We start from the raw sequence: 24,117 nt of genomic DNA on the forward strand, positions 1-24,117 counted from the left end.
GATGGATCGTCGAGGATTTCTCAAGCTGTCACTGGCCACAGGACTCTCGGCGGCCACTGTGGCCACCGCGGCCGGGTGCAGTGGTGGCAGTGGTGGGCCGTCGGGTGACGGCGGGAACGTGACACTGCGCTATGCGTGGTGGGGCAACAACATCCGGCAGCAGAACTACACCAAGGCGCTGAAGCAGTTCAGTACGGCAAACCCGTCGATCGCGATCGAGCCGGAGTTCGCGGAGTACACCGCGTTCCAGGAACGGATGACGACCCAGATCGCGGCGCGCGACGTACCGGACATCTTCTGGATCGCGTCGCCGCAGGTGATGACGTACCACAAGAGCAAGCTGTACCGGAAGCTGGACGACATCCCGACGCTGAACTGGGGTGACTACAGCAAGGAAGACCAGGAGACGTTCAAGCTGGCCGGCGAGCTGAACACGTTGCCGTTCGCAATCTTCACGCCGGTGATCCGCTACAACGAGACCGTCACCAAGGCCGACGGTGTCACGATCCCGGCCGAGGGACCGGGCTGGACCTGGGACAGCCTGGCCGAGCTGCTCATTGCCTACAGCAAGAACAACTCCGGCCAGCGGAAGGGTACGCCGTACGCACCGGACCACGACCTGACCTTCGAGGCGTGGCTGCGGCAGCGAGGCGAGCAGCTGTGGACCGAGGACGGTCGGGCGGGGTTCACCGTTGACGGACTGGCGAGCTGGCTCGACTGGTGGGAGAAGCTGCGCAAGGCCGGCGGCGCGCTGTCGCTCAGCGAGCAGGAGGGGATGGGCCCGGACTGGGCACAGGTGGGGAAGAAGGTCCTGGTGAACTTCGGCAACTCCAACCACATCATCGACGACGCGAAGATGTTCCCGAAGGAGAAGTTCCGGCTGCGCGCGGCGCCGATCGCGCCGACCGCGGCGGCCGGCCACAAGTACCTGTACTTCCCGCGGATGGCGATCTACCAGCGGATCGACGACGCCAACCTCGAGGCGGCGGGCAAGGTGCTCGACTACAACGCGAACAACCCCGAGATGCTGAAGACGGTCCGGCTGACCATGGGCGCGCCGACGAACCCGAAGGTGGCCGAGCAGGCGAAGGCGTTCGCCAGCCCGGACGAGAAGGAGATGCTCGCGGTCGTCGAGAAGGAGCGGGCCGCCGAGCGCAAGCCGCGCTACGAGGCACCGCCCGGATCGAGCACCTGGCGGACGACGATGACGCGGATCTGCGAGGAGATCGCGCTCGGCAAGACCAGTGTCCCGGACGGCGCGAAGAAGTTGCTCGATGACGTGAACGCCGGGATCAAGCGGGCCGCATGAGGTCGCGGTCAGCCAATGCAAAGGTGCACAGCCACCTCAATCGCCAGGGGAGGGCGGCGCATGTCTTCCTGATTCCCTGGCAGCTGGGCTTCCTGCTGATCACCGCGGTGCCGTTGTTCGCGTCGCTCTACCTGGCGTTCACGAACTACGACATCCTCAACCCGCCGGAGTGGACCGGGCTGGAGAACTTCCAGAGGATGATCCACGACGACCAGTTCTGGGCCTCGGTGAAGGTGACCCTGATCTACGTCGTGGTGTCGGTGCCGCTGCAACTCGGCTTCGCGTTGCTGCTGGCACTGATCCTCGACCGTGGGCTGAGTGGACTCGCGTTCTACCGCAGCGCGTTCTACCTGCCCTCGTTGCTGGGCTCGAGCGTCGCGATCGCGATCCTGTGGCGGGAGATCTTCGGCGACGACGGACTGATCAACAAGGGTCTGGCGTTGATCGGGATCCACGGCGAGAGCTGGCTGCAGAATCCGAAGACCGCCCTGGCCACGTTGATCGTGCTGAACGTCTGGACGTTCGGTTCTCCGATGGTGATCTTCCTGGCCGGCCTGCGGCAGATTCCGGACGAGCTGTACGAGGCGGCGAAGGTCGACGGTGCCGGGGTGTGGCGGCAGTTCACCCACGTGACGGTGCCGCTGCTCACACCGATCATCTTCTTCAACCTGATCCTGCAGACGATCGGTGCGTTCCAGACCTTCACCCAGGCGCACATCATCAGCGGCGGCACCGGCGGCCCGGCCAACTCGACGCTGTTCTACACGCTGTACGTGTACCAGCAGGGCTTCGTTGCCTTCGACATGGGCTACGCGTCCGCGCTCGCCTGGGTGCTGATGGTGGCGATCGCTGTGGTCACCGCATTGCATTTCCTGGTCTCGAAGTACTGGGTCTTCTACGGAGACAGCTGATGGCGACTCTGACCGCAGGTGAAGTGATCAGCAGCCCGGCGCCGGTCCGGCAAGGCCGGTTCCGGTCCGTCCTGAAGCACACCGGGCTGCTGGTCTTCGTGGCGTTCATGATCTATCCGCTGGTGTGGATGGTGGTGAGCGCGTTCAAACCGCCCGAGCAGATCCTGACCGAGCCGGGCATCATCCCGTCCGACCTGACGTTCGAGAACTTCAAGGAAGGCTGGCACGCGCTGAACCGGCCGTTCTCGGTGTTCTTCGTCAACTCGCTGATCGTCACCCTTGGGTCGATTGCCGGCAATCTGTTCTCGTGCTCGTTGACGGCGTACGCACTGGCTCGGCTGCAGTTCCGGATGCGGAAGGTGTACTTCGCGATCACGCTGGCCTCGGTGATGCTGCCGTTCCACGTGCTGGTGATCCCGCAGTACATCTTCTTCTCCCAGCTCGACCTGGTGAACACGTACTGGCCACTGCTGATCCCGAAGTTCCTGGCCACCGACGCGTTCTTCGTCTTCTTGATGGTGCAGTTCATCCGGACCCTGCCGCGCGAGCTCGACCGGGCCGCCTGGATCGACGGCGCCGGCCCGTTCCTGACCTTCTGGTACGTCGTCCTGCCGTTGATGCGGCCGGCGTTGGTGACCACCACGATCTTCACGTTCATCTGGACGTGGAACGATTTCTTCGTACCGTTGATCTACCTGACCAGGACGAAGGTGTTCACCGTGCCGGTGGCGCTGAACTCCATGGTCGATTCCGAGACCCAGAGTGGGGTGGGCATGCTGTTCGCGATGTCGTTGCTGTCGCTGGTTCCGATCCTGATCTTCTTCGCGGTCGCGCAGAAGTACCTGATCCGCGGGATCGCGACGACGGGGCTGAAGTGATGAGGATCGTTGTGGTGGGCAAAGAGTCGCCGGTGTACGTCGAGGCGGCCGCCGGCGCCGAGCTGCGGTTCGTCGACTCCCTCGACGATGCGTCGGACCTGTTCGGCGAGATGGAGGCCGTGATCGGCCGGGTGCCGCCGCCTGTGCTGGCGAAGGCGCCGAAGCTGCGGTGGGTGCACAGTCCGTCTGCCGGTGTCGACGCCGACCTGACGCCGGAGATGCTGGCGTCACCGGTGGTGCTGACGTCGAGTGCGGGCAACGGCGGCATCTCGCTGGCCGAGCATTCGCTGCTGCTGATGCTCATGCTGGACCGTGACGTGCCGCGCTGGATGCGGGCGCAGGGCGAGCACCGCTGGGACCACTTCCTGCACAGCGAGCTGTCCGGCCAGACGGTCGGCATCTACGGTCTCGGCAACTCCGGCATCGATCTCGCGCAGAAGGCGAAGGCGTTCCACATGCGGGTTCTCGGCGTACGTCGTCGCCCGGAGCAACCATCGCCGTACGTCGACGAGTTGTGCTCACTGGATCAGTTGCTGGCCGAATCGGACTTCGTCGTGGTCACCGCACCACGAACGCCATCGACGGCTGGAGTGTTCGACCGGGACGCGTTCGCGCGGATGAAGTCGTCGGCGTACTTCATCTGCATCTCCCGCGGCGGGATCGCGGACGACGACGCGTTGCTGGAGGCGTTGCAGACCGGGCAGATCGCGGGGGCCGGGCTGGACGCGCACGGCGTGGAACCGTTGCCGCCGGAGAGCCCGTTCTGGTCGTTGCCCAACGTCATCGTGACGCCACACAACGGAGCCACCAGCACCGGTACGAGGCGCCGAAGCCAGGAGATCGTGGCCGAGAATCTGCGGCGTTTCGTCGCCGGTGAACCGCTGCACAACATCGTCGACAAGTCCGCCGGATATTAGTGCCACGCCCGTACACTTGCCTGACCAGTTGGATTCCACAGGGGGTGCAGTGAGTACCGAAGCGCGCCTGGAGCTCGGGCCGTCCTCGCTGACCGATGCGCTGTACGAGTCGGTTCGCAAACGGATCGTGAACGGTGAGATCCCGCAGGGCGAGAAGCTCACCGAGGTCCGGCTGGCCACCGAGTACAACGTGGCCCGGCCGACCGCGAAGGCGGCGCTGGAGCGACTCACCGCACTCGGCCTGCTCCGGCGTACCGCGCACAAGACGGCGGTCGTTCCGGTGCTCGACCAGGCCGAGATCCGGGACCTGTTCTTCAGCCGGATGACGATCGAGAAGGCGGCGGTGTCCGCGCTGGCCGCGACCGGTGAGGTGCCGGTCGATGCGGCCCGCGCGCAGGTGGCGATCGAGTACGCCGCTCGCGACCGCCTCTTCGAGAACCAGGTCGAGGCGGACATCGCGTTCCACACCGCGTTGGTCGCCGCGGTCGGGAGCCGGCGGTTGTCCCGGATGCACGAGCTGATCATCGGCGAGGTGCACCTGACGATGGGCCAGTACCAGGCCCACCGGAAGGCCGCGCCGACCACCGTGGCCGAGGAACACGCCGCCATCCTCAAGGCGATCGAGGACGGCAACCCCGACGCTGCCGCCGACCATCTCGCCTACCACCTCGAGCAGGCCCAAGGCCGGCTGCTCACCACGCTGCAGCAGGCGTCAGACGAGGTCGTGGCGCAGTAGGACGGTGCGGCCGTCGAACGCGCGGGTCTCGGCCAGGCGCAGGGTGCGGCGGCCGGTCGGCTGGTAGACGGGCTTGCCGCCGCCGAGGATCACCGGGTGCACGATCACGTGGTACTCGTCGACCAGCCCGAGCTCGGTCAGCGCGGCGGCGACACTCGAGCTACCGGTGATCAGGATGTCCTTGCCCGGCGCGTCCTTGATCGCCCTGATCTCCTCGGCGGTCCGGACGATCCGGGTGTCCCAGTCCGCGCTCTCCAGCGTGGTCGACAGTACGACCTTCGGCGTCGTACGCCAGACCGGCGCGAACGCGACCGCGTGCTCGTCCGGGTTCATCGACTCGGCGTTCGGCCAGTACGACGACATCAGCTCCCAGACCTTCCGTCCGTACAGGAAGGTGTCGGACCGGTCTGTCAGGCCCATCGAGTACTCGCCCAGCTCCGGACCGAGCTCGGCCCAGTCGAACTCGCCGTTCGGCCCCTCGATGAACCCGTCCAGCGACTGGTGCACGTAGTACATGATCTTCCGCATGATGTCCTCCAGGGTGATTGTTGTTGTACACCCTGGTCGGTCCCGTCCCAGGGGCTTTGACATCGCCCGGGAGCCCGGAAGTTCCGTGCCATTGACGAAAGGGTTCAGGGCAGGCAGGCTCGGGTCGAACGGGCGGGTCTGGGGGAGGGCCGGCGGCCCGTCGGGGGTTCAGACGCTCTCTGGGGTGAGGTTTCGCGCAACGCTCGACGGTGACGACCGGTCTGTGCGGCGCTGTGCAGTTCACGCGCGCCGCTCCGCGACACAGCGACGGGCCGGGGAGCCGAGATGGGCACGATCGACAACTTGAGGGAACGCACCAGAGGTCAGATCTTCACCGAAGGTGATGAGGGGTACGACGAGGCACGCCAGGTGCGCAACGGCATGCACGACAAGCGTCCGCGGGCCATCGTGCGGTGTGAGAACGCCGGCGACGTGATGGCCGCGATCGACTTCGCGCGGACGAACGAGCTCGACCTTGCGATCCGCGGCGGCGGGCACAGCGTCCCCGGCTTCGGCACCGTGGACGACGGTGTGGTCATCGACCTCAGCGGCATGCGCGGGGTGCGGGTGGATCCGGCGACCCGGACGGCGCGGGCCGGCGGCGGCGCCACGTGGGGCGATCTGAACGCGGCGACGCACGCGTTCGGGCTCGCGGTCACCGGCGGCGTCGTGTCCACAACCGGTATCGGCGGATTGACCCTCGGCGGTGGCATCGGTTACCTCGCCCGCGGACTCGGGCTGTCCTGCGACAACCTGATCTCGGCCGACGTGGTGACGGCGGACGGGCAGTTCGTGGTCGCCAGCGAGAAGGACCACGAGGATCTCTTCTGGGCGCTGCGCGGTGGTGGCGGGAACTTCGGTGTGGTCACCGCGTTCGAGTACCGGCTGGCACCGGTGACGACGGTCTACGGCGGCCCGATGTTCTTCGAGATGTCCGACGCGACCGCGGTCGTCTCGGGCTTCCGCGACATGATCGGGGACGCACCCGAGCAGCTCGGCGGGTTCCCGGGATTCCAGATCGCCCCGCCGCTGCCGTTCATCCCCGAGGACCGGCACGGCGACCACTTCGCGCTGATCGTGGGGTGCTGGGCCGGAGATCCGGGCCGTGGCGAGGAGGAGATCTCGCGGTTCCGGGAGTTCGCGCCGGTGGTCGCCGAACATGTCGGGCCGATGCCGTATCCGGCGCTCAACAGCGCTTTCGATGCGCTCTACCCGATGGGTCTGCAGCACTACTGGAAGGCGAGCTTCGTCCGCGAGCTGACCGACGAGGCGATCCAGGCGCATCTGCGGCACGCGCCCAGCCTGCCGTCGGTGCACTCGACCGTCCACTTCTATCCGATCGACGGCGCCGTGCACCGGGTGACTCCGGACAGCACCGCGTTCGCCTACCGGGAAGCCAACTTCGCGACGGTGATCGCGGGGATGTGGCCGGACGCGGCGGACAACGAGGCCAACATCGACTGGGTGAAGTCGTACTACGACGACATCGCACCGCACTCCGAGGCGGGCGGCTACATCAACTTCATGGCCGACGACGACCAGGGCCGGATCCGCGACAACTACAAGCAGAACTACGACCGGTTGGTCGAGGTCAAGCGCAAGTACGACCCGGGCAACCTGTTCCACCTGAACCAGAACATCGTGCCCTAGGCAACGAACGGCCGGCGCCGTACGACGGTTCGTCGTACGGCGCCGGCCCGGTTCGCTCAGAGGGTGAGCAGCCGCTGGAAGAAGGCGCGGTACTTCTGCAGCGCCGAGCGCAGGTCCTCGGTCGACGGCTCACCGTCGGACCACTGCTTCTCCAGGCCCTGGTGCTGGCGTTCGAAGGATTCCGACAGGCGCTTGAGCACGTCGTCGACGAGGTTGTCGGCCTCACTCACCGCGTTGCGCGGATCGTCGACAAAGCCCTGCTGGATGACCTCCCACCGGCTCCGGTAGTCGACCATCACGTCCGAGGCCAGCAACGGCTCGTCGGCCGCCGGCGCGTCTACGGCCGGCTCACTGCTTGCCGTCGTACGGGCGTCGTCGGCGGTCATCAGGCGATCGTCATCGGTCATGCCGTCCACGCGACGGTCGTCCGTCGGCTCGCCCGTCAGGCGGTCGTCGGTCGGGTCGTTCGTGCGGCGGTCGTCGTGCATGGTCATGCTTGCTCCTTGGCGTCGGTCGGTTGTACGCGCCGGCGTGCGGTCACGTCGTCGCTGTCGGCCAGCAAGGCCTCGACCAGCGAGCGGTAGGCGGTCACGGCCTGACGGAGCTGTTCCGTGTCGGCCTCGCCGCGCTCCTGCGCGACGGCGATCCGGTGTGCGTCGCGGTAGTGCGCCGCGACCTCCGGATGCTCCACCGAGACGTCGTTCACGCGCTGGTCGAACTCGTCGACCGGGTAGCCGGACTCGCGCATCATCCGCAGTACCAGCTGATCCGCGTCGGAGACCGCGGCCGCCGGCTGATCGACGAAGCTCTGCTGAACCTGTGCCCACTCGACCCGGTAGGCCTCGGCGGACTCGTGGCTCAGCGGCGTGATGTCGAGTCGCGAGACCCGGCGTTCGCGTCCGCGCAGTTCACGTTCGGCACTGCGCCGGTCGCCCGATTCCTCCACACTGCGCTCGTACTCCGGACCGAACCGCTCACGCAGTTGGCCGGAACGTTTGCGCTGGTAGGCGAAGAACAGCGCAGCCGCCGCGAGCAGTACAACAACGATCACGACGATTGTCAGGACGGTACCCATCAGACCTCCAGTCCGATTCGAGTGTGCGGACCTGCGATCTGGCAAAACCGATCGCGAGGACCTGCGGCAGGCGGTCCCCAGCGCCGCCTCACATCCCCGAAACCGGACCGGTACCCACGAAGTGCGCACACAAGCATCCAGCCGGCCACCGTTCGCAGGTGGGCCGGCTGGATGCGAGTGCAGCGGTCAGGCCTTCGGCGCCAGCTTGTGCACGACGATGCCGGACTTGAACGTGGTGGTGCCGAGCAGGTCGAGGTGGGTGACGTCCACACCCTGACCCTGGAACATGGTCTCGCCGTCGGCCACCACCGGGAAGATCCAGAAGTGGTACTCGTCGACCAGCTTGTTCTCCAGCAGCGTCTTCGAGAAGGAGCCGGTGCCGAACTTGATCAGGTTCCCGCCCTCGGTCTGCTTGAGCCGGGCGACCGCCTCGGCGGCGTCACCCTCGAGCAGCTGGGCGTTCCAGGTCGTCTCCTTCAGCGTGCGGCTGGCGACGTACTTCGGCATCGCGTTGAAGGCGTCGGTGTACGGGTCGCCGCTGCGCTGCGACCAGGCCTCGGCGAACGCCTCGTAGGTGGCGCGGCCGAGCACTTGAGCGTCGACGCCGTCCATCAGGGCCACGGAGTAGGCGGAGTGCTCGTCGTCCCAGTACGGCGTACTCCAGTTCTGCGGGTTGTCGATCGCGCCGTTCAGGGTCATGAAAGTGGATTCGATCAGCTTCCTCATGGGTCTTTCCCTTTCTTACTGTTGGTAAGGACGCTTCAAGCGCGCGTCCCGGAGCGCTTCGGCCCACCAGACGAGCTGGTCGAGCATGATCTTGGCGCCGGCTTCGTAGCCGGCGGTAGGCCGGGGCCAGTCACCGTCGGCGGTGAACTGTTCCCAGTAGCAGGGCAGGGCAACGGTGTTGCGGATGGTGACGGCCTGGAGCTCGGTGAAGACCTGCCGCAGTTGCGCGGTGGCGCACCGGCCACCGGACTCCCGGCCGTAGCTGACGATCGCGACCGGCTTGGCGTGCCACTCCTCGTAGTACCAGTCCAGTGCGGTCTTCAGCGGTGCCGGGAAGCTGCAGTTGATCTCCGGAGTCACCACCGCGAACGCATCCGCGGCGGCCAGCCTCGGTGCGAGTACGGCGACCTGAGCCGGCGTCTCGTCATCGGTGTCGGGCAGTGTCGCCGGCAGATCGGCGGTGGCCAGGTCGACCAGGTCGATCTCGAACTGCTTGGCCGCCTGCCGGGCCAGCCAGTGTGCGACGGTCGGTCCGAACCGGCCGTTGCGGGTGCTGCCGATGATCACTGCCAGTCGCATTGTCCTGCCCTCCTTTCCGGTGCTTCAGACTCTGCCGGATCGCGTTTACGGTTTCTTTCCGGTCACCGCCGGCCGGGGCGGAAAGATAGGGTGCGGCCATGCGCTTCGGGGTGCTCGGACCGGTCACCGCCTGGACGGACGCGGGGGAGCCCGTCACCATCCCGGGCCTGAAGGTGCGCGCCCTGCTGGCCGACCTGCTCGTCCACGAGGGTCGACCGGTCCCGGCCGACCGGCTGATCGACGACCTGTGGGCCTCGGACCTGCCCGGCAACCCGTCCGGCACGCTGTCCGCCAAGGTGTCGCAGCTCCGCCGTGCCTTCGAGGACGCGGAGCCCGGCAGCCGGGTCCTGGTCAAGTCCGGCCCGGCCGGCTACTCGCTCACTGTCGACAGCTCGACGTACGACGCCCTGACGTTCGCGGACCGGGTCGACGCCGGGCGACTCGATGAGGCGCTGACTCTGTGGCGTGGTCCGGCTTACGCCGACTTTGCCGACGAGGCGTTCGTGGAGACGGCTGTCGCGCGACTGACCGAGCAGCGGTTGGCAGCGCTCGAGCGTGCTGATGTGCCGGTGAGCGAGCTGTCCGTGCTGGTCGCCGAGCATCCGCTGCGTGAGGGTTTGCGGGCCGCACACATGCGGGCGCTGTATCGGGCCGGGCGCCAGAGTGAGGCGTTGGAGAGCTACGAGCACTTGCGGCAGCTGCTGTTGGACGAGCTGGGGCTGGACCCGAGTCCTGAATTGGTTGCTCTGCAGCAGTCGATCCTGACGCAGGACCTGCCGAATGCGCGGACCAACCTGCCGGCGCAACTGACCGAGCTGGTCGGACGTTCGGACGCGTTGGCAGAGGTGAACTCGGGCCTGCAGTCTTCACGGCTGGTGACGCTGACTGGGCCCGGGGGAGTCGGCAAGACGCGGTTGGCCCTGGCGGCTGCTGCATCGGTGGCTGAGCGGTTCCCGGATGGCGTCGTACTGGTTGAGCTGGCGGCCGTGACGCCCGCTGCTCGCTCGGTGCGGAACGCACTGACGGACGCCGTACAGGCCGCCTTGGATCTGCGGGACAGCACCGGTCAGGCTGACGCTGTGGTCGAGCGGCTGGCGGCTGTGATGGGGACGCGGCTTCTGGTGCTGGACAACTGCGAGCAGGTCGTTGCTGAGGTCGCCGACCTGACTGATCGCCTGTTGGCGGCCGCGCCGGGCCTTCGAGTGCTGGCGACCAGCCGTGAGCCACTCGGTCTGGCCGGTGAGGTGGTCTGGACTGTGCCGCCGTTGGAGGTGCCTTCGCCCGCGTTGGGGTTCGAGGCGGTGGGTGAGTGCAGTGCGGTGCAGTTGTTCGTCACTCGCGCCGCTGCAGCGTCTCGTGATTTCACGCTGTCCGCTGAGACCGTTGCCGACGTGTCTGTGCTGTGCCGGCGGCTGGATGGCATCCCGCTGGCGCTGGAGCTCGCGGCGACTCGGGTCCGCGCGCTTGGGGTTCGCGGGTTGGTGGCGCGGCTGGACGACCGGTTCCGGTTGTTGGCGACGGGACACCGCGGTGCTGCGCCGCGTCAGCAGACGCTGCTCGCCATGATCGACTGGAGTTGGGAACTGCTCGATCCGGAGGAGCAGGCCGTCCTGCGGCAGCTCGCCGTACATGCTGATGGATGTACGGCGGAGGCTGCGGCGGTGGTGTGTGGGGAGGCCGACGTACTGGAAGTGTTGATCCGTCTCGTGGACCGGTCGCTCGTCGTACCGGTGCATGGGGTGGAGGGTCCGCGGTACCGGTTGCTGGAGTCGGTGGCGGCGTACTGCGTGGAGAAGCTGCGTGCCGAGGGTGAGCTGGAGGCGGTACAGCAGCGGCACCTGGACTACTACGTGGAGCTGGCTGAGTCTGCCCGTCCGCACTTGTACGGCGGGGAGCAGAGTCGGTGGTTGCAGCTGCTGGACGAGGACGCACCGAACCTGCGGACCGCACTGGACCGGGCGGTGGCTGTAGGACGGCTGGATCTCGGTGAGCGGTTGGTTGATGCGCTGGCCTGGTACTGGTTCCTGCGTGGGCGGTTGGCCGAGGCTCAGCGGTCGCTGGAGGCGGTGCCGGGTTCTCCTCGGGTCGAGGCGTGGCGGGTTGGGTTCCTGTATCTGCAGGGAGACAACGCGGCGGTAGCCGCACGAGATCGGTGGGTGGAGACGGCTGACGCGCGTGGACAGTGGTGGATCGCCCACACTGGCAGCGATGTGGGCGACCTGGTGACCTGTCTGGCGTTGCTGGAACGGTCGCTGAAGAGCTTCGAGGCAGATGGTGACCAGTGGGGTGTGGCTGCCGTACTGGCGTCTCGGGCGAAGCACGCGCATGTGCGGTCCGACCTGGCCGCGCTCCATGCGGATGCTGCGGAGAGTGCCCGACTCTTCCGGTCGCTGGGGGATCGGTGGGGGATGCTGCAGGCGTTGGGCTGGCTTGGTGCGCAGGCGGAGCTGGCCGGCGACTTCGAGGAGGCGGAACGTCTGCAGCTCGAAGGCGTGCGGATGGCCGAGGAACTCGGGCTCTGGCCGGAAGTGGCTTCGGCGTTGGGCAGTCTGGGGTGGACGTCGGTGCGGCAAGGGGAGTACGACGCCGCCCGTGCACATGGCGAGCGCGCGCTGCGGTTGGCGACCGAGCAAGGGCAGCGTTCGACCCAGGCGCTGGCCGAGATCGTGCTGGGCTTTGCCGCGCGCCGCAGTGGGGCGCTGGACGAGGCCGAGCGGCATCTCCGGGCGTTGGTCGACGCGGCACGCCGTCAGGACCAGCCTGTGCTCTACCTGTCGATGGTGCTCGAGGAACTGGGCTTCGTCCTGGAGCTCCGCGGGGATCCGGCCAAGGCGCTGGAGTTGCACATGGAGGCGTTCCGGATCTCCGAGGAGTACGACTCCCTCCGCAGCATGTGCTGGGCGCTCGAAGGCATCGCCGCCTGTCTCCCCGACCGGGTCGTCGCCGCCAAGCTCCTCGGCGCGGCCTCCGCCGCCAGGGCCACCGAGGCGCACCTGGCCGCCACCGCCGACGTCACCGACGTGAACCGAGCCACCGAAGCCGTCCGCTCCGCTCTGGATGCCGACGCCTATGCGCAGGCGCACGCCGCCGGCGAGACCCTCACGCCGCAGCAAGCGTTCCGCCTCCTCTAATCCAGTTGGCCACCAGATGTTCTGTGGTTGAGATTATTTGCCCAGCGAAGTAGTTTTGCTGTCGACGAACCATCCCCACAGGCAAGGTGAACCATGGACTACGGCCACGAGCTGGTCTTCGGCACGTTCCTGACCCCGACGGTCGACAATCCCGGGCGCGTGATCGCGCTCGCCCAGCTGACCGAGCAGGTCGGTCTCGATCTGGTCAGCTTCCAGGACCACCCGTACCAACCGCGTCTGATGGACGCGTGGACCCTGTTGTCCATCGTGGCCGCGCAGACCGAGCGCGTGAAGGTCACGACGAACGTCGCCAACCTGCCGCTGCGCCACCCGGTCGTCCTGGCCCGCAGCGTCGCCACGCTCGACCTGATCACCGGCGGCCGCGTCGAACTCGGTCTCGGCGCCGGCGGTTTCCTGGATGCCGTGGCCGCCAACGCCGGCCCGCGCCTGACCACCGGCCAGAGCATCGCCGCACTGGAGGAGGCCATCGCGATCATGCGCGAGGTGTGGACTCCGACCGGCGGCGGCATCCGGCTGCCCGGCAAGCATTACCCGGTCGCCGGCGCCAAGCGCGGCCCGCAGCCCGCGCACGACGTGGAAATCTGGCTGGGTGCCTACAAGCCGCGCATGCTCGCCGTCACCGGCCGGCTCGCCGACGGCTGGCTTCCGACCAGTGCGTACGCCGGGCCCGACGAACTGGCCGCGATGAACAAGATCATCGACGAGGCCGCGGTCGACGCCGGCCGCGATCCCGCATCGGTACGGCGTCTCTACAACCTGTCCGGACGGTTCGAGGGGAACGGCGGGTTCCTGCAGGGGCCGGAGGAGGTGTGGATCGACCAGCTCACCGACCTGACGCTGGGCGAGGGGATGAGCACGTACATCCTCGGCTCCGACGACCCCGATGACATCCGCCGCTTCGCAGAGGTGGCCGCGGGCGTCCGCGAGTCCGTCGAATCTGCACGCTCAACCGGCCGGCGCGCCGAGACTGTTGCTGCTCCGGTGCGGTCCGACGGGTTCACCGTCGTACCGACTCCACCTCCCGCCGTACGACGGAGCGCCGTACAACTGCTGGATGAGTCGGAGCGGCCGACCGGTCCGGCGCTGGATCCGTCCCGGACCTATACGCCGTACCAGCTCTCGTCCGGTCAGCATCTGATCGAGGTGCACGATCATCTGCGGGCTGAGTTGGAGCAGATCCGCGATCTGGTCGAGCAGGTCGCGGCCGGTTCGCTGGGAGTCGGGCAGGCGCGGTCGCACATCAACACGATGACGATGCGGCAGAACAACTGGACGCTCGGCACGTACTGCGAGTCCTACTGCCGGCTCGTCACCACGCACCACTCGATCGAGGACGCTTCACTCTTCCCACACCTACGTCGGGCCGACCCCGGGCTCGCACCGGTCGTGGACCGCTTGCAGGAGGAGCACCGCATCATCCACGACGTTCTCGAGGGCGTCGACAAGGCGCTCGTCGCTCTGGTCGACGGCTCCGGAGACCTCGACGGTCTCCGTGCGGCGGTCGACCTCCTGGACGACACGCTGCTCTCACACCTGTCCTACGAGGAGCGTGAGTTGGTCGAGCCGCTGGCTCGCCTCGGCGTGATGTGAGGTCGTTACTTCGCCTCGCCGAGCAGTGAGGCGAGGATGTCGAGGAGGCGGAGGGTCGGGGCTTCGCCGAGCAGCCGCGCGGCAGACGTGGCGGGCTCGGCGATCAGCCGGACCTGGAGGAGTTTGAAGTCGCGGATGTTGGCCGGGTTGACCAGGTCACGGTGGACGGCGGACAGGAACTCGGCGCCGGCGGCGGCGTTCGTGTACGTCATCCGGATGAAGCTGTCGCTGACGGGGTACAGGAACGGCCGCTTCAGGTGCAGCAACTTCGACTTCTTCGCCTGGCCGAAGCCACGGTGGCCGGAGAACTTCTCGTCCAGCGCCATCGCCGCCTCGAACAGGTCACTGCCCGGCGCGGCGTCCTCGAGCCGCGCGTCGACCGGGATCGCGGCGAACTCCTTCTCCGCCTCGACCTCCAGCAGCCACGGGATGTCCTGCGCCCGCAGGTCCGCGCCGATCACCATCGTGCGCGCCAGGTCCGACAGCGTCACCTGGTTCGGCTCGGCGCCTCCGATCAGCGTCATCCCCGGCAGACCGTCGTAGTACCGCAGTACGGCGCCGTTCGTTTCGGCGTACAGCCGTAGCTGGGCGATCGCCTCGTCGACGACGATCTTCCGAGTACCGATGTTCATGAGCCACACCCTCACACTCTTGGTGGCAGACCCGCCAGCGGGCGGACCATCATCCGAACGAATCCTCACTCCGTTTCCGCAGATCGTAGGCGACCCCGCGCTCACCCACACGCCAGGGTCACTTCCCGTGATCCACAGCCGGTAATCATCGGCTCGCCGGAGTCCCGGTCACCATCGACTCTCCGTCGCAAACCATCAACTGCGCGTGCTCGCGGGACCATGCGGAAGATGGCTGCCGAGGAGGACCGCGGCGAGGAGGCCGGTGCGGTGCCCGCCCGGGGACGTCTGCACGAGGTGACGGATTCTGTGGACTGCGGGGACTGTTGTGGTGGGCAATGGGTTGTAAATGGATTGAGGGTGGGGGCGGCGATCCTCATGATGGGCGCATGACTACGACGACTGTGAGTGTGTTGCTGTTGAACCTGGGAGCCGGATCGGCGACTCGGGTTCAGCAGCAGGCCGGTCGTTGGGAAGGATCCAGCTTCGGTCAGTCGTGACCGCGGCGTTGGTCGCCGGGCTGTTGGCGGGGTATGGGATCGCCATGCCGGTCGGGCCCGTGGGGACCTATCTCGTCGCGCTGAGCGCGCGGAGTTCGTTGCGGGTCGGGGCGTGTGCTGCGTCGGGGATCGCGTCGGCTGACGGCATCTACGCGTTGGTCGCCGCGGCCGCCGGGTCCGCGTTGGCGCCGCTACTCGTGCCGATCGTGATGCCGCTGCGCTGGGTCTCTCTCGTGGTGCTGCTGGGTCTCGCCGCACTGGGAGCCATCAGGGCGGTACGCCGGTACCGTGCGCACCGGCTGACCGGGATCACCCAGGAGATGCCAGTGGCCGGACGTACGGCGTACTTCGGGCTGCTCGGGATGACGCTGCTCAGTCCGATGACGGTGATCTACTTCGCCGCATTGGTCCTCGGCGGATCCGGTTCGTCCGATCCAGCCGTGGTCGAGCGCGTCATCTTCGTCCTGGCCGCGTTCATCGCCTCCGCCACCTGGCAACTCCTACTCGCCACCGGCGGTGCCTTGCTGGGCCGAGCCCTCACCGGCCACCTCGGCCGCCTCCTGACCGCCCTGGCCTCCACCATCGTCATCGCGGTCCTGGCCATCCGCCTGGTCGCCTAGCCCACGAAACCTGGAACAGGACCCGGTGGGCTGGCACACGGCATTTCCTGTTCCAGCCCCCAAGGACCTGTCGCCACCGCACTCGGCCACCTGGATTGCCAGGTGGCCGAGAGTGCGACGCCCGGCGCGTTCGCGGTCGCCGAATGCCCGAGTCCGCGAGCCGACGGGCCGCGGACCCCGCCCTGGCGTTCGTCGCGGACCTGCGCCACTCAGCAACCTCTGGGATTGGTCGGAGTCGGCGGATGCGTGAGCGTGCGGTGCTCCGGGTGCGTGCGGTTGGTGAGTGCCGGCGGTCCGGGGCTCGGTCTACTGCCAGCTGGCGGTGTCGGGGTTGACGTTGTGGGTGCGGGCGTTGGCGTCGATGGATTGGCGGAACCAGGTGGCCAGGCCGGGGTGGATCGCGTTGTAGTGGGCGGCGTAGCCCGGGTCGGACTCGAACATGCGGCCCAGGCAAACCTGCATCTGCCTGGTGAGCGGGAAGTACGACGCGAAGACCTCGCGGTGGCGCTCGACCAGTTGGTCGGCTTCAGGGCTGCCGGGCGTGACGCCGGCGTCGATCGCCTCCGCGAGGGCGCGGTCGAGGTCGGCGACGGCTTCGGCGATGGCCTGCCATTCCTCCGGACTGCGGGAGGCTGAGCGTTCGGCGTACTGCTGCCACTGCTTCGTGTCTCCGTAGCGCTGACGGGCCTGGGCGGGCCAGTCCGGGTTCCACTGCGGGCCAAGGATCGCGGCCTGCTGCTCGATGGTCAGCAGCAGGCCGCGCTCGTGGGCGTCGATCATCCGATCCAGTCCGGCGCTGAGCTGTTGGAGGCGGTCGATCCGTTCAGCGATCTGGGAGCGCTGCGTGCGCAAGGCGCCTGGCACGTCTGTGGTCGAGTCGTCCAAGATGGCGCGAGTCCTGTCCAGGCCGAGGCCGAGCTCACGGTAGACGACGATGCGCTGCAGGCGTTCGAGATCACCGGTGGTGTAGAGCCGGTATCCGCCGGCCGTGCGCAGCGACGGTCGCGCCAGGCCGATCTCGTCCCAGTGGTGCAGCGCGCGGACCGTCACGCCCAGCCGAGTCGAGACCTCACCGACGGTCAGGCCGGCCGCGTCCGAGGCGCGGCTGAGGTCGGCGTCAGTGGCATCAGGCATGCTCCTCATTGTCGCGGCCACCGGTGCCAGGTGGGGTGATTCCGACGGCTGCAAGGTCGCGCGCCTCCTGACTGGCCGGATCAAAGGGCTTCGCCGCAGTGAAAACGACCCGTGCGTTCTCGGGCGTGATCACCGTGATGTCGCGGGTGTTCCACGGCGTATCCCGTGGCCCATCGACCGAGTCCGGGCGCAACGCCCGACAGGCCTCGACAACGGAATCGACCTGACTGAGCACGCACGAGAAGCTGACGCTCATCGCCGGCGCCTGCCCCGGCACAGTGTCCGCCGGGACGAGCAGTACGTCCTGGAACGCCCATCTCCGCAGATGCACAACGCTTCCAGGGATGCTGAACAGCTCGATGAACCCGAGCCCACGAACCCAGAAATCCGTCGACGCAGCCAGATCGCTCGTGGGGATCGTCACGAACGCAGGCATCGCATAGATGCCACGGAACGGCTCCGGTGGGACCGCATCCGGGCCGGCATCGGGTACGGGACTCAGCTCGAACGCGTCGTAGTAGTCACTCATGCCCCCACCCTCCAGCCTCACGCTACGTGAGGGTCAAGCCGTCTCTCGCCCCCAGGGCGCTCTAGAGGCTGGCGTGACCTCTAGCCAGCCCACTCGGCCTGGTTGGCAGTTCGGGCTCCCGCCGAGCGACTCACCCTGGCCCGTGGAGGTCAGAGGCGGCGTTCGGTGGCTGTGGTGGGGTTGAGGAACAGGAGGATCGGCGGGGCGGTGTTGGGCAGGATGGCCGCGTACGCCTGGAGTTGGGGTGCGTAGTACGCGACCCGGCTGTCGAGCGCGGCGGCGGGGATCGCGTCGGTCTTGTAGTCGACGATCGTGAGGCGCCCGTCGTCCTCGCGGTAGATGAGGTCGACGAAACCCTCGAGGATCGTGCCGTCGGGTTGGACGGTGCCGACGTACGACTCCCGCCAGTGCTCCCGGGCAGCGGCACGCTTCACCACCTCGGACGCCAGCGCCGAACTTGCGAGCGCCGTGACCACATCGGCGTACTCGAGGACACCCTCCGCAAGGCACTGCGCCGACACCGCGGCCTCGAGTCCGGCGCCGGTGCTCAGATCAACCACTTGCAGTACGCCGTGAACCGCGCGACCGATCGCCGTGCCATACCGGCCCTTCGACCACGGCGGCAGCTCGAGATCACGAGGCGCCTTCGCAGTCCCGGGATCCACCTCGGCCAAGGCGACATCGGGACCGGTGCCTTCCAGACCGGAGGCGCTCTGTGCGGAGCGGGCGCGACTCGCGGCGCGCGCCGCAGAGATGCGGGTGTCCCATTCGGTACGGGCGATTGGCGGGGTGACGTCGGCCGTTGTCCGCGGATCGCGCACGACCGGAGCTGGGCTCTCGAACAGCGTCCCGTGCGGAGCCTCGACCCCGCCGGCAGTTGCGAGAAGCTCCGCGTTGCTGGAGTGCTTGCGGTTGCCGGACCGGTGCAGCGAGACGACGAGATGGTCGCGGGCGCGGGTGGCCGCGACGTACAGCAGGCGGCGGCGCTCGAACCCGTCCATCTGCTCATCGACCGGCTGGACGAGGTCGAAGTCCTCGGTCTGCACCGACGACTTCAGCTTGACCGCATAACCGCCGTCCTGCGGCCACAGCACCTGAACGCCGCGCTGCCGGTTCGGCGCCGCGGTCATGCCGGACAGGATGACGATCGGGAACTCCAGGCCCTTCGCGGCATGGATCGTCATCACCCGCACCGCGTCCGCGTCGGTCTCGGGCAGGACCGCCTCGGCGACCCGTGACGTCTCCTCACCTTGGTGCGCGGCCCAGGCGAGGTACGAACGCAGGCCGCCGTGCTCCACCTCCGACCACGCCCGGGCCTGATCGACGACGAAACGGATCCGGCGCCAGGCGTCGCGTGCCCGGGGGCCGATCGCGGCGACCTCGAGCATCCGGCGGTCGGCGACGATCTTGGCCAGGACCTCGCTCGGGGTGAGCCAGCGGGCGGCGTAGTAGGTCCGGCGGAGCCACTCGATCGCCTCGCCCACCGGATGCGTGAGCAACTGGTCCGGCACTGGCGCGGTCAGAGTGAAGGAGCCACCGGAGCGCTTCCACACGAAGAGATCGTCGTCGCCGCACCCGAACAGTGGGGAACGCAGGGTCGTGACGAGCGCGAGCTGGTCGCTCGGATCACCCAGCGCCCGAGCGCAGGCAAGCAGGTCGCGCACCTCGGCGGTCTGGTAGACCAGGGAACTTGCCTCGGCGCGATACGGGATGTCCGCGCGATCAAGGGCATCCTCGAGGAACGGCAGCGACGTACGGGCCGGAACGAGTACGGCGATGTCGCCGGCCTCGGCCGCACGCCACGTCCCGGCGCGCTCGTCGTACACCTGCCAGCCGTCGCGGAGCGCCTGCTCGATCACGGCGGCAACGTCGATGGCTTCCCGCTCGCGCAGGACGGACGCCTGCGCGCGCGGAAGGTCGGCGTGCGGCTCGGAGCCGAGGATGGTGACGGCGGGACCCGAGACGGACTCGTCGTACGGGGCGTCGTCGGGCGGTGGCAGGTCTGAGTCACCCGGCCGCCGGAAGGGAAGAACAGCAGCGAGATCAGTGACCTGATCGTCATCCTCATCGCCGAAGCCGAGGAGCGACAGCTGGTCGCCGCTCACACTGGCAGGCTGCTCGGTCTTCGGTGGTGCGGACGGCTTCCCAGTCGGACCGCTCCGATGCGGTGACAGCGACTGGTACGACGGCTGCGCGGCCTCCTGCGGCTGGATCAGCGTCTCGAAGACGGTGTTGATCCAGGTCAGGATCGGCGGCACCGTACGGAAGTTCGTCGTCAGCGCGACCGTCTCACCCAGCAGGTCCTGCGCCGTCAGGTACGTCGCAATGTTCGCCCGCCGGAAGCGGTAGATCGACTGCTTGGGGTCGCCGACCACGAACAGCCGCCCCTCCGGGACCTCGACGTCACGCCAGTCCTCGGCGTCCGCCTCCGCGCCGCCGGCGATCCGGACTGCCAACTCGATCTGAATCGGGTCGGTGTCCTGGAACTCGTCCAGCAACAGCCGCTCGTACCGCTCCTGCAGCGCCGACCGCACCGACGGCTCCCGCCGGAGCAGATCGCGCGCCAGCACCAACAGGTCGTGGAACTCGAGCCGCCCCTCGGCCCGGCGCAACTCGGCCGATTCCAGCACCCGCTCCGCGATCCAGTGCGAAAGATGCCGAAGGCAAGCATCCAGCAGCAGGTCGACCAGGGAGTTGGCCACGTCGACGACCGCGGAGCAGTCGTCGCGCACCTTGGTGATGTCCGGCCAGTTGTCCTTGCGGCCGATCCGCCCGATCTTCAGCCCGCGCAACGACTGCAGGATCGCCAGCTGCCGCTCCTGGTCCGTCGCGGCCTCCAGCATCACCCCGAGCTCACGGATGTGGTGCAGCTTCGGCAGCAGCCGGTCCTCGGGATCCATACACGCCTCGGCCACCCCGCCGATCTGCGCGGCCGCCGCGATCAGACCGCTGAGGTCCGGCATCGCCACCAGCTCGGGAGGCTCCACGAGCACGCGCTCGGCGATCAGGTCCCAGTCGTTCCCGAACAGCCGCGCCAGCGACCGTAGATGTTTCAGCTCGACCCCGACCGCCATCGCCAGCAGCAACGGCTCGGCGATCGAGTCGTCGTCCAGCAGCTGCTGCTGCAATTCGGCCCAGCGTTCCTCGAACGCGACCGACGACCCGACCTCGTCCAGTACGTCGATCAGCGGCGGCAGACCGGCCTCGATGGGATGCGCCAGCAGAAGCTGTTGAGCGAAAGCGTGCAACGTCCCGATCGACGCGGAGTCGAGGTCGTCCAACGCCTCGTCCGCCTCCGACCGGGCCGGACCCTTCCGCGCCTTCTCGAACTCGACCCGCAACCTGTCGCGCAGCTCCGCCCCGGCCTTCTCGGTGAAGGTGACGGCCGCGATCGTCCGCAGCGGTACGCCGTCACGCAGGACCAGCGTGGTCACGCGATCGACCAGCGCGTGCGTCTTCCCCGACCCGGCACCCGCCTCGACGAACAGCGTCGACGACGTGTCCGACCGGATCCGCTCGCGGGCCGGCTCGTCCAGCAGTAGCTCACTCATCGCCGGCGTCCTCGTACGCGACCGGGTCGATCAGCCGGACCAGACGCTCCAGCGTCGGATCGTGGCGCTTGCGGTCCCACCGCGCCCGCACCTCGCTGTGGCCGAGGCCGTCGGGGTTGCAATACGGGCACTGCACCCAGAGGAAGTCCGGAATCTCGGGCGCCTTCGGCGGGAAGAACCCGGCCGCGATCGACGACACGATCACGTCGAGGGTGTCGACGTACCGCGCCTCGACCTCCGCGGTCAACGGCACCGGGATCCGTTTCCCACCGCGCCGGACGAACCAGTACGACGCCTCGACCGGAGTCGACTGCTCACCCAGGCGAGCGCGAGCCGCGTAGGCGTAGACCGGCAGCTGCAGCTTCGTCCCGCCTGCGACCGGGTCGGACTCGATCGCTTCGTAGCGCGAGAACCCACCGGTCTTCACATCCGTGACGTAGATCGTCCCGTCCTGACCGAGGTCGACCTTGTCGGCCGAACCGCGCAGCAGCACGCGACCCGACGGCACCGCGATCTCGACCGGCGGCTCGCCCTCGAACCCGAACCGCAGCTCGCTCGCCACCACCGACGCATCCCGCAGCGAACGCCATCGCTCGTCGTCGGCCAGTAGCTCCATCAGGTCGTGCAGGATCCGCAGCCGCTCGCGCTGCCACAACCGCGGATGGCCGGTCAGACCTTCCGCCTCGAACTGATCGGCCAGATCCGCACCGATTGCCAGCAGCAAGTCTCGCTGCTCGGCCGACCACGGCTCGCCGTACCCGGGCAGCGAACCGGCCAGCCGCGAGACGAACGCATCGAGACTGTTGTGGATCAGGTTGCCGATCTGCAGCGGCGAGATGACGAGCAGGTCCTCCGGTGCCTCGAGCGGCTCCACCTGAAGCAACCGCTCGACGAAGTACGCATGCGGGCAGGTCGCGTAAGCCTCCAGCGACGTCGGCGACGCGATCCGGTCCTCCACCGCGTACTCCGGCAGGCCCGGCACCCCGGACAGGTCACCATCGAAACGGGTGAACGCGTTGCTGCCCCGCCCACGCAGCATTTCCCGCGCGCGCACCAGCACCGCATCGTTCAGCCACAAACCAGCCGCCGCCGACCGGACCTGCCACTCCTGCTCCGTCGCCGGGATGGTTGCCGTCGTCAAGGATCCGGCGTACGACGCCGACGTCCGCAACTGTTCGCCGTACTCGCCCTGGTCCCACTGCGTCGCCGCGAGCGCGTGATCGCCGGTCAGCGATCGCAGCGACCCGAGCAACCAGCGCGTCGGCAACCGTCGTGAGGACCGGCGCAGATCGCCACGGGCGAACGACGCAACCACCTTACGGGACCCGGCGGAGAAAGCAGCCAACAGGTGTCGCTGCTTCTCGTCGAGCCGATCCCGGAACGACGCCAACTCCGGCGCCGCGGCTTCGCGAACCCGATGGGGAAGCAATGCATCCTCGTGGACCCGGCCCGGATACAGGTCCTCCGACAGTCCGACGACGTACACGATGTCGGCCGACAATCCGATGCTCGCGGACAGCGGCGCCACGAGCACGCCCGTGCCGAACGTGCCGACGCGGGGGAGCGACTGCTGCAGCTCCAGATCGAGTACGTCGCGCAGCACTGCGAGGCTCGCCGGCGTACCGAGCTCGTCCAACGTGGACAGGCCTTTCAGCGATCCCTCGACGGCGACCGCGGCGTACTGCTCCTCGATCGGGAGGGACGAGTAGTCGCCGAGCAGATCGTGGAAGAGCTGCAGCACCCCGTCGGCCAGCTCGGCCCAGGTCTCCAGCAGCGCGAGAGCACCCAGGCGGTGCCGAAGCTCTGAAGCGAACGCGTGCAACCGCTCGGCCCGCTCCGCGTTGTACTGCGCGCGCCGGATCGCAGCCGGTCGTGGGTCCTCCGCTGCCTCTTCCTGATCGGCCGTACGACGCTCCGCCTCGGCGTACCGAGCCAGACGCGTGTCCCAGTCGTCGCCGCGGACCACACCGGCGGCTCTGGACATGCGCTCCCATTGCGGCACCGGGATCCGCTCGCCGGTGAAGTCGCGCGTCGGCGCATTGGCCAGCGCGCGGAACACATCGGCCCGCGGCAAGTCGTGATCGACGAGCGCGAGCACCTCGAGCAGGGTCCGCGCGATCGCCCGCTCGTGCACCGGTCGCGTGCCAGGCCCGTTGACCTCGATCTGCGCTGCGGCGAGATGCTCGTGCAAGAGCCGTGCGTACGGCGCTGCGGCCGTGTACAGCACCGCGATGCGATGGGCCGGAGTGCGCTCGAGGGACGCGACCACATCGCGAACCACGCAACGCACCTCGTCGTCGGCATCGGACGCATTCAGGATCTCGGTCGCGACCGGGTAGTTCTTCGAGATCGACGTCGGCAGATCGATGCCGATGCGTTCCAGCGAACGCCGCACCGCCCGGTCCGCCCGCCGTACGTCGGTCAGACCGATGATGACCGTGAGGTCGGCAGCCGCGGCGCCGAGCTCCTCGACGAAGGCAGCCTCGGACTGGGTGAGCTCCTGGGGCAGATAGAGCACCAGAGCCCCGAGCTCACCGACGATGGCGGGGTCGGCGGCAACGCGTGCAGCCGCGGCGCGCAAGAGATCGGTCTCGTCGTACCACTCCGCGGCGAGTTCGGTAGTCACATGGCGGTGAAGCCGGACCAGGTCGGGGCCGAGCACGGATGCACCGGCGACGTTGTCGAGCGCTGCGTCAGTCAGGTCGCGGAGCTCGCGGTGAGCCGATGCAAGCGCTTGGATCGTCGACGGATGCTCGGCGACGTCCTGGAAGATCCCAGGCGCCTTCGAGAGCGCGGTCCGCCAGGTCGCGGCCACGATCGGACGCGTGGCCGGCCGGCGGGGCGACAGGACACCGGCCGCGAGCTGCTCGGCCAGTCGCTCCAAGGTCGCCAGATAGAGGCCCGCGATCCCGGTCAGCGCGAGCTGGCGGCGGGCGATGACCCCGGACAGATTGTTCGGCAGCAGCAGCGTGACGGGCTTCATCGGATCGTCCGCCTTCAGCCGCGCGACCACGGCCTGCAGGCGCTCCAGCGCGGCCGCACCGTAGGCCGTGCTCTCGATCCGGGTGCTGCTCACCGAAACCCCCGATGCGTTGACTGTCAC

The 24,117-nt window shown here is 68.1% G+C and carries 19 protein-coding genes; 9 read left to right on the forward strand and 10 right to left on the reverse strand.

Going from position 1 to position 24,117, the window contains the following annotated elements:
• Nucleotide 1 precedes the first annotated feature (1 nt).
• Genes E0H75_RS35235 through E0H75_RS35255 form a run of 5 tightly spaced genes read left to right on the forward strand, consistent with a single transcriptional unit; the run spans nucleotide 2 to nucleotide 4,751 of the window.
• A complete protein-coding gene (locus E0H75_RS35235; protein WP_131518049.1) occupies nucleotides 2–1,309 on the forward strand; it encodes an ABC transporter substrate-binding protein in 1,308 nt (435 codons plus the stop codon).
• Complete coding sequence (locus E0H75_RS35240; protein ID WP_238163467.1) at nucleotides 1,306–2,220, forward strand: carbohydrate ABC transporter permease; 915 nt, start codon at nucleotides 1,306–1,308, stop codon at nucleotides 2,218–2,220. The genes E0H75_RS35235 and E0H75_RS35240 overlap by 4 nt, the downstream gene beginning before the upstream one ends.
• Nucleotides 2,220–3,098, forward strand: coding sequence for a carbohydrate ABC transporter permease (locus E0H75_RS35245; protein ID WP_131518050.1), 879 nt, complete (start codon nucleotides 2,220–2,222; stop codon nucleotides 3,096–3,098). Before E0H75_RS35240 ends, E0H75_RS35245 begins: the two co-directional genes overlap by 1 nt.
• Nucleotides 3,098–4,015, forward strand: coding sequence for a D-2-hydroxyacid dehydrogenase (locus E0H75_RS35250; protein ID WP_131518051.1), 918 nt, complete (start codon nucleotides 3,098–3,100; stop codon nucleotides 4,013–4,015). The genes E0H75_RS35245 and E0H75_RS35250 overlap by 1 nt, the downstream gene beginning before the upstream one ends.
• A gap of 49 nt (nucleotides 4,016–4,064) precedes the next feature.
• On the forward strand, nucleotides 4,065–4,751 hold the full coding sequence (locus E0H75_RS35255) for a GntR family transcriptional regulator (protein ID WP_131518052.1): 687 nt from the start codon (nucleotides 4,065–4,067) through the stop codon (nucleotides 4,749–4,751).
• Here the strand turns inward: E0H75_RS35255 and E0H75_RS35260 are convergent.
• Complete coding sequence (locus E0H75_RS35260; protein ID WP_131518053.1) at nucleotides 4,728–5,279, reverse strand: dihydrofolate reductase family protein; 552 nt, start codon at nucleotides 5,277–5,279, stop codon at nucleotides 4,728–4,730. The two genes, E0H75_RS35255 and E0H75_RS35260, sit on opposite strands and share 24 nt — an antisense overlap.
• A 285-nt stretch (nucleotides 5,280–5,564) precedes the next feature.
• On the opposite strand from E0H75_RS35260, the gene E0H75_RS35265 reads away from it, so the two are divergent.
• A complete protein-coding gene (locus E0H75_RS35265; RefSeq protein WP_131518054.1) occupies nucleotides 5,565–6,929 on the forward strand; it encodes an FAD-binding oxidoreductase in 1,365 nt (454 codons plus the stop codon).
• A gap of 56 nt (nucleotides 6,930–6,985) precedes the next feature.
• Here the strand turns inward: E0H75_RS35265 and E0H75_RS35270 are convergent, their stop codons facing one another.
• The 4 genes from E0H75_RS35270 to E0H75_RS35285 form a co-directional block, all read right to left on the reverse strand.
• Nucleotides 6,986–7,423, reverse strand: coding sequence for a hypothetical protein (locus E0H75_RS35270; protein ID WP_202873329.1), 438 nt, complete (start codon nucleotides 7,421–7,423; stop codon nucleotides 6,986–6,988).
• Nucleotides 7,420–8,004 carry a hypothetical protein gene (locus tag E0H75_RS35275; protein WP_131518055.1) on the reverse strand — a complete coding sequence of 195 codons (585 nt, stop codon included), beginning with the start codon at nucleotides 8,002–8,004 and terminating at the stop codon, nucleotides 7,420–7,422. The genes E0H75_RS35270 and E0H75_RS35275 overlap by 4 nt, the downstream gene beginning before the upstream one ends.
• 186 nt (nucleotides 8,005–8,190) lie before the next feature.
• Entirely contained in the window at nucleotides 8,191–8,730 is a 540-nt protein-coding gene (locus E0H75_RS35280) for a dihydrofolate reductase family protein (protein ID WP_131518056.1), read from the reverse strand.
• Between the two features lie 15 nt (nucleotides 8,731–8,745).
• The gene (locus E0H75_RS35285; protein ID WP_131518057.1) at nucleotides 8,746–9,309 is read right to left on the reverse strand and encodes an NADPH-dependent FMN reductase; all 564 of its coding nucleotides are present in this window, start codon (nucleotides 9,307–9,309) and stop codon (nucleotides 8,746–8,748) included.
• 98 nt (nucleotides 9,310–9,407) lie between these two features.
• Here E0H75_RS35285 and E0H75_RS35290 point away from each other — a divergent pair, with 98 nt between their 5' ends.
• Nucleotides 9,408–12,440 carry an AfsR/SARP family transcriptional regulator gene (locus E0H75_RS35290; RefSeq protein ID WP_131518058.1) on the forward strand — a complete coding sequence of 1,011 codons (3,033 nt, stop codon included), beginning with the start codon at nucleotides 9,408–9,410 and terminating at the stop codon, nucleotides 12,438–12,440.
• Between the two features lie 93 nt (nucleotides 12,441–12,533).
• On the forward strand, nucleotides 12,534–14,051 hold the full coding sequence (locus E0H75_RS35295) for an LLM class flavin-dependent oxidoreductase (protein ID WP_131518059.1): 1,518 nt from the start codon (nucleotides 12,534–12,536) through the stop codon (nucleotides 14,049–14,051).
• A gap of 5 nt (nucleotides 14,052–14,056) precedes the next feature.
• On the opposite strand, the gene E0H75_RS35300 is transcribed toward E0H75_RS35295, so the two are convergent.
• On the reverse strand, nucleotides 14,057–14,683 hold the full coding sequence (locus E0H75_RS35300) for a DUF6308 family protein (RefSeq protein ID WP_131518060.1): 627 nt from the start codon (nucleotides 14,681–14,683) through the stop codon (nucleotides 14,057–14,059).
• A gap of 493 nt (nucleotides 14,684–15,176) precedes the next feature.
• Here E0H75_RS35300 and E0H75_RS35305 point away from each other — a divergent pair, with 493 nt between their 5' ends.
• Nucleotides 15,177–15,800 (forward strand): LysE family transporter, encoded by a 624-nt coding sequence (locus tag E0H75_RS35305; protein WP_238163468.1) that lies wholly within the window; start codon nucleotides 15,177–15,179, stop codon nucleotides 15,798–15,800.
• Nucleotides 15,801–16,106: 306 nt separating this feature from the next.
• Here the strand turns inward: E0H75_RS35305 and E0H75_RS35310 are convergent, their stop codons facing one another.
• The 4 genes from E0H75_RS35310 to E0H75_RS35325 all read right to left on the reverse strand — a co-directional run bounded on the left by E0H75_RS35310 (nucleotide 16,107) and on the right by E0H75_RS35325 (nucleotide 24,090).
• Nucleotides 16,107–16,934 (reverse strand): MerR family transcriptional regulator, encoded by an 828-nt coding sequence (locus E0H75_RS35310; RefSeq protein WP_131518062.1) that lies wholly within the window; start codon nucleotides 16,932–16,934, stop codon nucleotides 16,107–16,109.
• The gene (locus E0H75_RS35315; protein ID WP_131518063.1) at nucleotides 16,927–17,463 is read right to left on the reverse strand and encodes a VOC family protein; all 537 of its coding nucleotides are present in this window, start codon (nucleotides 17,461–17,463) and stop codon (nucleotides 16,927–16,929) included. Before E0H75_RS35315 ends, E0H75_RS35310 begins: the two co-directional genes overlap by 8 nt.
• 149 nt (nucleotides 17,464–17,612) lie before the next feature.
• A complete protein-coding gene (locus E0H75_RS35320; RefSeq protein WP_131518064.1) occupies nucleotides 17,613–21,014 on the reverse strand; it encodes a UvrD-helicase domain-containing protein in 3,402 nt (1,133 codons plus the stop codon).
• Nucleotides 21,007–24,090 (reverse strand): PD-(D/E)XK nuclease family protein, encoded by a 3,084-nt coding sequence (locus tag E0H75_RS35325; RefSeq protein WP_131518065.1) that lies wholly within the window; start codon nucleotides 24,088–24,090, stop codon nucleotides 21,007–21,009. The genes E0H75_RS35320 and E0H75_RS35325 overlap by 8 nt, the downstream gene beginning before the upstream one ends.
• Nucleotides 24,091–24,117: the final 27 nt, after the last annotated feature.

The organism is Kribbella capetownensis (assembly GCF_004331485.1).
Classification (GTDB): Bacteria; Actinomycetota; Actinomycetes; order Propionibacteriales; family Kribbellaceae; genus Kribbella; species Kribbella capetownensis.

What these genes read in the sequence shown, in the direction of transcription:
- E0H75_RS35235 (WP_131518049.1), top strand. Translation starts at nt 2, where the DNA reads ATGGATCGTCGAGGATTTCTCAAGCTGTCACTGGCCACAGGACTCTCG.
- E0H75_RS35240 (WP_238163467.1), top strand. Translation starts at nt 1,306, where the DNA reads ATGAGGTCGCGGTCAGCCAATGCAAAGGTGCACAGCCACCTCAATCGC.
- E0H75_RS35245 (WP_131518050.1), top strand. Translation starts at nt 2,220, where the DNA reads ATGGCGACTCTGACCGCAGGTGAAGTGATCAGCAGCCCGGCGCCGGTC.
- E0H75_RS35250 (WP_131518051.1), top strand. Translation starts at nt 3,098, where the DNA reads ATGAGGATCGTTGTGGTGGGCAAAGAGTCGCCGGTGTACGTCGAGGCG.
- E0H75_RS35260 (WP_131518053.1), bottom strand. Translation starts at nt 5,279, where the DNA reads ATGCGGAAGATCATGTACTACGTGCACCAGTCGCTGGACGGGTTCATC.
- E0H75_RS35265 (WP_131518054.1), top strand. Translation starts at nt 5,565, where the DNA reads ATGGGCACGATCGACAACTTGAGGGAACGCACCAGAGGTCAGATCTTC.
- E0H75_RS35270 (WP_202873329.1), bottom strand. Translation starts at nt 7,423, where the DNA reads ATGACCATGCACGACGACCGCCGCACGAACGACCCGACCGACGACCGC.
- E0H75_RS35275 (WP_131518055.1), bottom strand. Translation starts at nt 8,004, where the DNA reads ATGGGTACCGTCCTGACAATCGTCGTGATCGTTGTTGTACTGCTCGCG.
- E0H75_RS35280 (WP_131518056.1), bottom strand. Translation starts at nt 8,730, where the DNA reads ATGAGGAAGCTGATCGAATCCACTTTCATGACCCTGAACGGCGCGATC.
- E0H75_RS35285 (WP_131518057.1), bottom strand. Translation starts at nt 9,309, where the DNA reads ATGCGACTGGCAGTGATCATCGGCAGCACCCGCAACGGCCGGTTCGGA.
- E0H75_RS35290 (WP_131518058.1), top strand. Translation starts at nt 9,408, where the DNA reads ATGCGCTTCGGGGTGCTCGGACCGGTCACCGCCTGGACGGACGCGGGG.
- E0H75_RS35295 (WP_131518059.1), top strand. Translation starts at nt 12,534, where the DNA reads ATGGACTACGGCCACGAGCTGGTCTTCGGCACGTTCCTGACCCCGACG.
- E0H75_RS35300 (WP_131518060.1), bottom strand. Translation starts at nt 14,683, where the DNA reads ATGAACATCGGTACTCGGAAGATCGTCGTCGACGAGGCGATCGCCCAG.
- E0H75_RS35310 (WP_131518062.1), bottom strand. Translation starts at nt 16,934, where the DNA reads ATGCCTGATGCCACTGACGCCGACCTCAGCCGCGCCTCGGACGCGGCC.
- E0H75_RS35315 (WP_131518063.1), bottom strand. Translation starts at nt 17,463, where the DNA reads ATGAGTGACTACTACGACGCGTTCGAGCTGAGTCCCGTACCCGATGCC.
- E0H75_RS35320 (WP_131518064.1), bottom strand. Translation starts at nt 21,014, where the DNA reads ATGAGTGAGCTACTGCTGGACGAGCCGGCCCGCGAGCGGATCCGGTCG.